Origin of the sequence: Sciscionella sediminilitoris, assembly GCF_000737195.2 — a bacterium.
Lineage (GTDB): Bacteria > Actinomycetota > Actinomycetes > Mycobacteriales > Pseudonocardiaceae > Sciscionella > Sciscionella sediminilitoris.
Genome location: NZ_JALM01000034.1, coordinates 61,928 through 70,031 on the forward strand (window position 1 = coordinate 61,928; position 8,104 = coordinate 70,031).

Annotated in this window: 8 protein-coding genes; 6 read left to right on the forward strand and 2 right to left on the reverse strand. The window is 67.4% G+C overall.

The genetic code is table 11. The annotated features are described in order from the left end of the window. On the forward strand, positions 1 to 1,542 hold the full coding sequence (locus AD72_RS15455; protein ID WP_031467211.1) for a tryptophan halogenase family protein: 1,542 nt from the start codon (positions 1 to 3) through the stop codon (positions 1,540 to 1,542). A 3-nt stretch (positions 1,543 to 1,545) separates the two neighbouring features. Beyond that, positions 1,546 to 2,070: a flavin reductase family protein gene (locus tag AD72_RS15460; RefSeq protein ID WP_031467212.1), complete on the forward strand. Its 525-nt coding sequence runs from the start codon at positions 1,546 to 1,548 to the stop codon at positions 2,068 to 2,070. Between the two features lie 9 nt (positions 2,071 to 2,079). Here the strand turns inward: AD72_RS15460 and AD72_RS15465 are convergent, their stop codons facing one another. Beyond that, entirely contained in the window at positions 2,080 to 3,057 is a 978-nt protein-coding gene (locus tag AD72_RS15465) for a TauD/TfdA family dioxygenase (protein WP_031467213.1), read from the reverse strand. A gap of 239 nt (positions 3,058 to 3,296) precedes the next feature. Here AD72_RS15465 and AD72_RS15470 point away from each other — a divergent pair, with 239 nt between their 5' ends. Both AD72_RS15470 and AD72_RS15475 read left to right on the forward strand, forming a co-directional pair. Then, the gene (locus tag AD72_RS15470) at positions 3,297 to 4,253 is read left to right on the forward strand and encodes a daunorubicin resistance protein DrrA family ABC transporter ATP-binding protein (RefSeq protein ID WP_031467214.1); all 957 of its coding nucleotides are present in this window, start codon (positions 3,297 to 3,299) and stop codon (positions 4,251 to 4,253) included. After that, positions 4,250 to 5,065, forward strand: coding sequence for an ABC transporter permease (locus AD72_RS15475; protein ID WP_037345990.1), 816 nt, complete (start codon positions 4,250 to 4,252; stop codon positions 5,063 to 5,065). Before AD72_RS15470 ends, AD72_RS15475 begins: the two co-directional genes overlap by 4 nt. 10 nt (positions 5,066 to 5,075) lie before the next feature. Here AD72_RS15475 and AD72_RS15480 read toward each other — a convergent pair whose 3' ends face one another. Beyond that, positions 5,076 to 6,254, reverse strand: coding sequence for a cytochrome P450 (locus tag AD72_RS15480; protein ID WP_051898650.1), 1,179 nt, complete (start codon positions 6,252 to 6,254; stop codon positions 5,076 to 5,078). A 210-nt stretch (positions 6,255 to 6,464) separates the two neighbouring features. Here AD72_RS15480 and AD72_RS15485 point away from each other — a divergent pair, with 210 nt between their 5' ends. Beyond that, a complete protein-coding gene (locus AD72_RS15485) occupies positions 6,465 to 7,103 on the forward strand; it encodes a DUF6875 domain-containing protein (RefSeq protein WP_031467217.1) in 639 nt (212 codons plus the stop codon). Then, positions 7,100 to 8,101 carry a methyltransferase gene (locus AD72_RS15490; RefSeq protein WP_031467218.1) on the forward strand — a complete coding sequence of 334 codons (1,002 nt, stop codon included), beginning with the start codon at positions 7,100 to 7,102 and terminating at the stop codon, positions 8,099 to 8,101. Before AD72_RS15485 ends, AD72_RS15490 begins: the two co-directional genes overlap by 4 nt. Positions 8,102 to 8,104: the final 3 nt, after the last annotated feature.

Genomic DNA, 8,104 nt, shown 5'->3' on the forward strand with positions numbered 1-8,104 from the left:
ATGGTCAAATCAGTGGTGATCGTCGGTGGCGGAACCGCCGGCTGGATGAGCGCGACATACCTGATGGCGGCGTTCGGTGGCAAGGTAGAGGTCACACTCGTCGAATCGGACCGGGTCGCCACGATCGGTGTCGGTGAGGCGACGTTCAGCACCGTCCGGCATTTTTTCGACTATCTGGGGCTCGAAGAGACCGATTGGATGCCGTACTGCGCGGGTTCCTACAAGCTGGGTATCCGGTTCGAGAACTGGTCGGCCCCCGGGGAGTACTTTTACCACCCGTTCGAGCGGCTGCGTACCGCGGACGGGTTCCACCTCGCCGACTGGTGGCTCAAGCTCGGGGACCAGGGCAGTTCGTTCGACAAGAGCTGCTATCTGACCGCGGCGATGTGCGATGCGAAACGGTCCCCGAGGAAGCTCGACAACAGCCTGTTCGCCGCGGAACTCGATGGCTCGCTCGGCCGCTCCACCCTCGCCGAGCAGCGTGCGCAGTTCCCGTACGCATTCCATTTCGACGCGAGTCTGCTCGCCGCATTCCTCCGCGACTACGGAGTCTCGCGCGGTGTGCGCCACGTGATCGACGATGTCGTGGGCGTCGAACAGGACTCGCGGGGCTGGATCAGTGGGATCGCGACGAACGAGCACGGGAAGCTGTCCGCCGACCTGTTCATCGACTGCACGGGCTTCCGGGGACTGCTGATCAACAAGACCCTCGAGGAGCCCTTCGACTCGTTCGAGGACGTGCTGCCGAACAACCGGGCGGTGGCGTTGCGGGTACCGCGCGAACGCGAGGAGATGAATCCGTACACCACCGCGACGGCGATGGATTCGGGCTGGATCTGGGACATTCCGCTGTTCGGCCGCAATGGCAACGGCTACGTCTACTCCGATGCCTACTGCACTCCCGAGGAGGCGGAACGTACGCTGCGCGCGAAGGTCGCGCCGGGACGGGACGATCTCGATGCGAACCATATCCGGATCAGGGTCGGCCGCCACCGGGACTCCTGGGTGCGAAACTGCGTGGCGATCGGCCTTTCCAGCGCGTTCGTCGAGCCGCTCGAATCGACCGGGATCTTTTTCATCCAGCACGGGATCGAACAGCTGGTGAAGCATTTCCCGGGACAGGAATGGGATCCGCGCCAGATCAAGGCGTACAACGAGCGGGTGGCCCACGTGGTCGACGGTGTGAAGGAGTTCCTCGTACTGCACTACCGCGCCGCGGCCCGTGACGACACGCCGTACTGGAAGGAGACCAACCTCCGGCCGATTCCGGATGGCCTCGCCGAGAAGCTGGAGCTCGCGCAGACCCGGTTGCTCGACGAGGAGACCGTTTATCCCTATTACCACGGCTTCGAGATGTACTCCTGGAACACCATGCTGCTCGGTCTCGGGCACCGGCCGCGCGGACACCTGCCCGCGCTCGATCACACCGATCCGGGCAATGCCGTGGAAGAGTTCGCGAGGCTGCGGGCCGAGGCGGACGCACTCGTGGCCGAAATGCCGAGCTGTTACGAGTATGTGGCGAGCATCCAGCGGGGTGCGTAGCCGATGTTCGGAACGAGCCCCGTCGGGGCCGCCCGGGTGCGACAGGACCATGCCGCACCCGAGGCCGGGTTCCGCGAGCTGATGAGCTCCTTTCCTACCGGGGTCTCGATCGTGACCGCCATCGCCGGGGATTCCCGGCCGCACGGGCTGACGTGCACCTCGCTGACGAGCGTGACCATGCGGCCCCCGACCATGCTGGTGTGCCTGAACACCGGAAGCGGGACACTCGGTGCGCTGCTGGAGACCGGCCGGTTCGCGGTGAATCTGCTCGACGTACGGGGTCAGCGTGCCGCAGAGGTCTTCTCCTCGGCGCACCAGAACCGGTTCGCGGCCGTGGCATGGCAGCCGGCCCCGGTCCTCGGTGTGCCCTGGCTGACCGAGGATGCCTTTGCCCTCGCCGAATGTCAGGTCAGCGAGGTCACCGAGGTCGGCGACCACGCCGCGGTCTTCGCCGAGGTCGCCGCGGTGCGGCACCATGCGGGCCAGGTTCTGTTGTACGGCGAGCGCAGGTTCGCCGCTTGGCGATAGGGCACGTGCTCAGCTGAGCACGTGCCCGTCGAGCGCGCGGAGTTCCCTGCTGCGCCGGAGGTCCGTCAGCGCGAACGTGCGCTGCAGCCATCGGTCGGCACCGTCGTAGCGGGGCGTGAACGCGGTTCGCCCGTGCACGGTGACCCGGTTGTCCACGATCGCCAGATCTCCGGGACGCAGCAGGTGATTCTGCGCGAGGCGCCCGAAAAGCTGCTGCAATTCGTCGAGCGCGGCCGTGCCCGTCGGGGTGAGTGCCTCGGTCGCGGCGAAGTCGACTCGCAGATCGGGATCCTCCGGTGCCCCGGTGAGCACCGCATGCGGCTCGGTGGCATCGCGGCCCGCACCGAAGGAGGGCGGGGCGCTGGTGACAAAGCGTGGCTCGAACAGGGCGGCCCTGGATTCCTGGCTCAACAGCGGGAACGCCTCCCGGATGCATGCCGTCCGCAGCCCGGCGATGCCCTCGTGGTCGGCGCGCAGGCACAGCAGCATCACGAAATCGGGGCGATGCGGATGGAAGGCGTTCTCGTTGTGGAATTCCAGCAGCACCGATCCGGCATTCCCCTGGAACTCCTCTTTTCCGGGGACGGGGACCACGTTCTGTACCATGGCGCCGCCCTTTTCCGGACGGAACGCGGCCGGATCGCCGAGCCCCGCCGCGAACATCAGCAAGGCCGCCGCGCTCTCGGTGGCCTCGTGCTGCACCGAGCCGGGCTCGTTGGGAGTCGGGGGGAGTTCGGGTACCGGAAGGTCGCGAAGCAGCAGCGCGCCCCGTCGTCCGGAATCCCTGCGGAATTCCCGGATAGTGGCGCGCACGGTATGTGGCAGTCGCTCCCATGCGTGCGCCGCGGCGCGAATCCAAGCCGGATCGTCGATCCGGCCGTCCCCGTTCGCGATGAGCTCGCGCGCCAAGCGGCTCAATTCCTCGCGGTCACCGGTCTCGAGCGTGACCGCCGCGGGTGCCGGCTCGATGTTCACAGACAAGGACATCGCGTACCTTCCTCGGGTAGGACGAGCAGGATTCCGTCCGCCAAAAGCGGTTTCGTGGCGACGGTATCGCCGTGTCCTTTCGAGCAAGTATTGTTCCGATCTCGCCGATACCGGCATCGTCCCCGCGATGTCCGCGGTTATCGATATGCCACTGATAAGCGGGACACGTAGCCTCCGCTGCGGAGATGTCCGGTAATCCACTGGTGTCCCACGGTCGGGCTGGCGGTAAGGGGACAGCGATGTCTGCAGCGATCCGGGTCGAAGGGATCAGAAAGCGATACGGTTCCATGACCGCGCTCGACGGTATCGGCCTCGAGGTGCCCGAGGCGGGTATCCACGGCCTGCTCGGACCGAACGGTGCCGGGAAGACGACGCTGGTGCGGATTCTCGCCACGCTCATCCGGCCGGATTCCGGGTATGCCGGGATACGCGGTTACGACGTCGTGCGTGAGCCGGGCAGGGTACGCGCGCTGATCGGGCTCACCGGCCAGTACGCCTCGGTCGACGAGGATATCTCCGGCCGGGAGAATCTTTACCTGATCGCGCGGTTGTTCGGCTCCTCGGCGCGGCGTGGCCGGGCGCGGGCAGACGAGCTGCTCGAACAGTTCGGCCTGACCGAGGCCGCGAACCGGCCCGCGGGGAAATACTCCGGTGGTATGCGCAGGCGGCTCGACCTGGCCGCGAGTGTGCTCGGTCGGCCCCCGGTGCTGTTCCTCGACGAACCGACGACCGGACTCGATCCGCACAGCCGCAACACGGTGTGGCGCACGGTGCGCGGCCTGACCGAGAACGGCACGACGGTGCTGCTGACCACCCAGTACATGGACGAGGCCGAGGCACTGGCGGACCGGCTGACGGTGCTCGACAGCGGAAGGACGGTCGCCGAGGGGACCGCGGCGGAGCTGGGCCAGGTGGTGGGGCAGCGCTGGCTTCGGCTGTGCCCGGCGAACGCCGCCGACTGCGGGCACACCGCACGGATACTCCAGGATGCCGGGCTCGGCACGGCCATGATCGATGAGCGGGCAGGCCTGGTCCGATTGCCACTCGGCGGGGAGGACGACCTGTCACACGCGGTGTCCGCCCTCGGTGCCAGCGGAGTGCGGCTCGCCGACTTCGGCACCGAGACCCCGAGTCTGGACGAGGTTTTCCTGACCCTGACCGGGACACGGGCGACGAGCACCGGGGAACAGCGATGAGCGCCGATCTCCGGCCCACGCTCACGCCGTTTCCCGCGCGGGAGGCCAGAAACGGCCTGCTCGATCGCTATCGCCAGCACGCCGCGATCGTGCGGCGCAACCTGATGAAGGTCGCCGGCGATCCCGGCCAGTTGCTGGATGCCACGGTGATGCCGCTGGTGCTCTCGGTGGCGTTCGTGTTCGTGCTGGGCGGCGCGATCGCCGGGGACAGCACTCGGTACGCCCAGTTCTTCATTCCCGGCATGGTCGCGCTCAATCTGACGATCATGTCGCGCAGTACCGGAATCGCGCTCGCGGTGGATTTCGCCAGCGGCGTGGTCGACCGGTTCCGTGCCATGCCGATCGCTTCGCTGACCGTGCTGACCGGGCGGGTCATCTCGGACGCCCTGCGGATGCTGCTCAGCGTGCTGGTGATCCTCGGATTCGGCTTCGCGATCGGGTTCCGTATCTCGGCTGGTCCGCTGGCGACCGTGGTGGCGCTGGCTCTTTTCCTCGGTTATGGCATCGCGTTGTGCTGGATCTCGGCGCTGATCGGGATCGCCGCGCGTGGTATGCAGACCGCGCAGAACCTGACCATGCTGTGGATGGTTCCGGTGCAGTTCGCGAGCTCGGTGTTCGTCCCCTCGGCGACGATGCCGACCTGGTTGCGCGCGGTCGCCGAGGTCAATCCGATGACCGTGATCGTGGATGCCACGCGCGGACTGCTGACCACCGGAACCTATGGTTGGCCGGTGGTCGGGTCGCTGGCCTGGATCCTGGTGCTGACCGCGGTGTTCGCCACGCTGTCCGTGCGCCGCTATCGTCGGCGCTGATTCGGCGGTGTCAGGCCGGGCGCACGAGGAGAGGGAGGTTCTGTGCGCCGTACATGCCGCGCTGGTGATAACGGATCGGCCCGCCGGTGTCGATTCCGATCTCGGCGTAGCGGTCGAGAAGCGCATCCAGCGCGATCCGGGCCTCGGTTCCGGCGAGCGCGGCGCCGAGGCAGTAGTGGATGCCGTGGCCGAAGGCGATCGGCCTGCCTTCCGTGCGGTGGATGTCGAACCGCTGCGGATCGGTGAACTGGCGTTCGTCGTGATTGGCCGAGATGATCCATGGCGAGATCATCCGGTTGGCGGGGACCACCGTCCCGGCGATCTCCACCTCGGCCGTGCTGACCCTGCTCACCGTGGTGAACGGGGACCGATAGCGGAGCACCTCGTTGATCGTGGCGGGAATCAGACCACGATCGGCCCGTACCTCATGCTGAATCTCCTGGTGTTCGCTCAGGCAGGTGATCGTGTTCCCGACGAGCAGTGTCGTGGTGATGTGCCCGACCATCAGCACCGTGTTGGAGAACTTCACGATCTCCTCATCGGTGAGCCGTTCCCCGTCGAGTTGTGCCAGGGTCAGCTGGGTGATCAGATCCTCGCGCGGCCGGCGCCTGCGATCCCGGCAGTGCGCACGCAGATAATCGTTCATCTCCCTGGTCTGCTCATCGATGCGGTCGTACAGATCGGGATCGGCGTAGTCGACCTCGAGGTTGAGCAAGCCATCCGCCCACTTGCGGAACAGTTCGCGATCGCCGGCCGGGACTCCGAGCAGCTCGGCGATCACCATGACCGGAAGCGGATAGGACAGCGTGTCGACGAGATCGATGCGGTCCCCGGAGGCATGCTCGAGCAGTTCATCGACGATCGCGCGGATCCGCGGCTCGAGCCTGCTCACCGTGCGCGGGGAGAATGCCTGGGCGACGAGCTTGCGCAGTTTCGCGTGCAGCGGCGGATCCGTCGAGTTGATGTGTCCCCTCGTCAGGGGTTCGAGCACGGGGACGACCCTGCTCGCGTCATTGGAGAACCGGTCCGGATCGGAGATCACCGACTGCACGTCGGAGTACCGGAACACGTGCACGATCCCGGTCTGTTCCTCCCACACCGGGTGTTCGGCGCGCATGCGCGTGAGCCAGTCGGTCAGCGCAGGGCCGCCGTCCACCTCGGGGACCGGTCCCAGGTCGTCCTCGTCCATACCGGGCGAACTCCTTTTCGTGTCTTGCGCCCGCGCGCGGCGGGCGAGCCGGAACACCCCACGGCGCAACGTAGCCGTTCCGGTTTTCGAACTCTTATCGCCTGGCGCCCGGTGAGCGGGGACAAATGCGATAAGGAGGCGATACGGGTGCGCCGTACCGTGCTCGGCGGAGGCCACGACTGGACACGACCGCGTCCTTTGGGAGGCGAGATGTACGAGCAACGCGCCGATCGGCTCTGGCAATGGCTCACGACGTTCCCGGTCAACAGCCATCCGCGGCTCGGCAGGCCGGGGACGGTGTGTCCGTTCATGGGCCGCGCGCTGCAGCTGGACATGGTGAAACTGTTCGATTTCGACGCGCGGCTCGGTGATACGGCGCTGCTGGACAGGGCGCGCGAACTGCGGGACCGGTTCGGTACCGATGCGCGGGAGCGCCAGGACAAGACCTATCTCGTCTATCTGATCGTGCCGTACGGACTTCCCGACCCAGAGATCCGCGCGATGGTGGAGCGGGTGCACAGTGCTCACCGGCTCGAATGGGGTGAGCACGGGATGATGTTCGGGGACTTCTGGCCGGATCACGAGTCCCGCGGGCTGCACAGCGAGACGTTCCGCCCGTTCGCGAGCCCGGTGACCGCGCTCGGCATGCGGTTCATGGTTCCCGGGGACATCGCGTTCTTCACCAGTCCCGATATCCCCGCGGAGCAACGGATCCGCAATGTGCGGATGTTTCGCGAGGTGTTCAGCGAGCTGCGCGGGGGACCGTGGCCGGAGCGTTTCGACGAGGCCGAACAGCAGGCACGCGCGCAGCTGGCGTCCTCGGCGCGCACCGCAGGGCCCCGCACGTGAGCGCGCCGGATCTGGCCGGGGAAAGCGAGCGACTGCAGGCGCTCGCCGATCCGGCTCCCGGCAGGGTGCTCGCGGTACTCGCCGCGCTGTGGATCCCCGATCAGTTGCGGGACAAGGAGATGCCGACCGGGGAACTCGCCGAGCGCGTCGGGGCTGACCCGGACGCGCTCGGCCGGGTGCTGAGCGCCGCGGCCGCACTGGACGTGGTCGAGGGCGATCGTCTGGGCTGGCGGCTGCGCCCGGCCGGGCTGCTGCTGTGCTCGGACACCGAGGGCAGCATGCGAGCGGAGCTGGCCAATCACGAGGTTTTCGCACTGTGGACGGGTTTCGAGCATAGTGTGCGCACCGGCCGCGCCTGTTACCCGGAGGTATTCGGCGCTGCGCTGTATGAACGGCTCAACACGGAACCCGGGAGGCTGCGCGCGTTCCATACCTTCGCCCATGAGCGGGCCCACCGGGTGTACGGCCCGCTGCTCGGGCTCGGTGTGTGGCCGGAAACCGGTACCTTCGTCGATCTCGGCGGGGGAACCGGGGGACTGGCCGAGCAGTTGTTGCGCGGCAGACCGGAACTGCGCGGGGTGGTGCACGACTATCCCGCCGTGCTGGAGGTCTCCCCGTTGCGGGAGAACGCCGAGCTCGCCGAGCGGATCCGGTTCGCCCCTGGTGATCTGCTCGCCGGTGACTTCCCGGACGGGGACAGCTATGTGCTCGCCGCGGTCCTGCACAACTGGCCGGACGAACAGGCGGTGCGGATCCTGCGTGCGGTGCGCGCCCGCTGTTCGCGGGAAACGCCGGTGCTGATCGTGGACCGGGTACTCGCCGAGCCGGCGGGCGCGCGGGCCAGGTTCAACGATCTGCTGATGCTGGCCAGCTGCGGTGGCAGGGAACGGAACCTGTCCGCGTGGCGGGAGCTGCTCGGCGCGGCCCAGCTGCGGCTGTGCGGTACGCACGAGGCCGCGGGCACCGATCAGGTCGTCCTCGACTGTCGCGCGCGCTGAAAC

Excerpts from the sequence above, each read along its gene's own strand:
- AD72_RS15470 (WP_031467214.1), top strand. The coding sequence starts at position 3,297 with ATGTCTGCAGCGATCCGGGTCGAAGGGATCAGAAAGCGATACGGTTCC.
- AD72_RS15455 (WP_031467211.1), top strand. The coding sequence starts at position 1 with ATGGTCAAATCAGTGGTGATCGTCGGTGGCGGAACCGCCGGCTGGATG.
- AD72_RS15475 (WP_037345990.1), top strand. The coding sequence starts at position 4,250 with ATGAGCGCCGATCTCCGGCCCACGCTCACGCCGTTTCCCGCGCGGGAG.
- AD72_RS15460 (WP_031467212.1), top strand. The coding sequence starts at position 1,546 with ATGTTCGGAACGAGCCCCGTCGGGGCCGCCCGGGTGCGACAGGACCAT.
- AD72_RS15485 (WP_031467217.1), top strand. The coding sequence starts at position 6,465 with ATGTACGAGCAACGCGCCGATCGGCTCTGGCAATGGCTCACGACGTTC.
- AD72_RS15465 (WP_031467213.1), bottom strand. The coding sequence starts at position 3,057 with ATGTCCTTGTCTGTGAACATCGAGCCGGCACCCGCGGCGGTCACGCTC.
- AD72_RS15480 (WP_051898650.1), bottom strand. The coding sequence starts at position 6,254 with ATGGACGAGGACGACCTGGGACCGGTCCCCGAGGTGGACGGCGGCCCT.